Source organism: Vibrio sp. 811, from assembly GCF_033339195.1.
On the sequence record NZ_JAWOUB010000082.1, the window covers coordinates 1 to 1,226 of the forward strand.

At 51.5% G+C, this 1,226-nt stretch carries 2 protein-coding genes; one reads left to right on the forward strand and one right to left on the reverse strand.

The window, feature by feature from the left end:
• A partial coding sequence (locus tag R7Q46_RS24955) for a thioesterase domain-containing protein (protein ID WP_318077897.1) occupies positions 1–592 on the forward strand: 592 nt, incomplete at its 5' end.
• Here the strand turns inward: R7Q46_RS24955 and R7Q46_RS24960 are convergent.
• Positions 578–1,226, reverse strand: a 649-nt coding sequence (locus R7Q46_RS24960; RefSeq protein ID WP_318077899.1) for an AsmA family protein, incomplete at its 5' end; no start/stop codon positions are given. The genes R7Q46_RS24955 and R7Q46_RS24960 overlap by 15 nt on opposite strands.

Sequence of the window (1,226 nt, forward strand, 5' to 3'; positions counted from 1 at the left end):
CCGTGAAGATGCGATTGCGTTTTATGAAAAAAATGGTTTTGAACGTCGTGGTGAGTTGACCGATGAACGCGGTCCGGTCCGTCACCAACAAATGGTGAAGCCGCTTGATCCGATGGCGAATGTGTTACGTCGCCCAGAATGGTGTACGGAATTGCAGCAGCGCTGGGAAGCGCAGATCCCAATTGCGGACAAAATGGGTATAAAAATCAACCAATACACCGGTTATCAGTTCGAATGCAGTGCCCAGCTCAATCCGAATTTGAACCCGCACAATACGATGTTTGCTGGTTCGGCATTTACGTTGGCAACGCTGACGGGATGGGGAATGACGTGGTTACTGCTCAAAGAGCGCGGTTTGCATGGCGATATCGTTTTGGCAGACAGCTCGATTCGTTATCGTCATCCGGTGGAGCAAAATCCGGTGGCGAGTACCTCGCTTGATGGTATCAGTGGTGATTTGGATCGCTTGGCGTCAGGGCGCAAGGCGCGCATTGTCATCCATGTGGTGATTTACAGCGGCGATACGCCTGCGGTTGATTTCGTTGGCACGTACATGCTGTTGCCCAACTATTCGCAGCTACTCAGTTGCTAGTTCTTCTTCGGCTACGACCTCGTTCGTAGCCGGCTCTAACTCTTCTGTTATCTCCTCAACCAGCTCTTCTTCCGGTTGCTCTAGATTCGCCTCTGCAATGCCATGAAAGCTCGATTCCTTCGGCTGAGCATCGTTCGTTGGTACGTTCGGCGTTAAGTGGTCTGGCTGTTGTGGTGAGTCGCAGTCATTACGTGATATTTCACCATCGAGCAGATCGCCTATGACCATGCCACATTGATCCTTGAGCTGGAATGTCAAACCGCTGAGTGGGTTGTTGGCCATGTCAAACTCGCCGCCAATCTGACCGGATATGACATTGCCGGAGATGTTTACAGGCTTGAGCGATACAGCGCCTCGCTGCGCGTGCACTCGAATAGTGGAAAACGTGATGCTCTTAAGCGACTTATCGGCTTGTGAGCGTAGTGTCGTTTCTCGTAGGTTTGCTTCCACTTGCCCCGTTAAGCTGTACGCCAACATGTTGTTGTCACCAGATAGACCTTGCAGGTCGAGATTGAGGTCAGAAAATCCATCTACCGCGAATGCATCGGGGAGGTATGGGTGGAGCAGTTTGAGTGGAATGCCATCCGCACTCAGATTAAGCGCCCAAGGTTGGCTTGCCGTACTTAGATCAAGT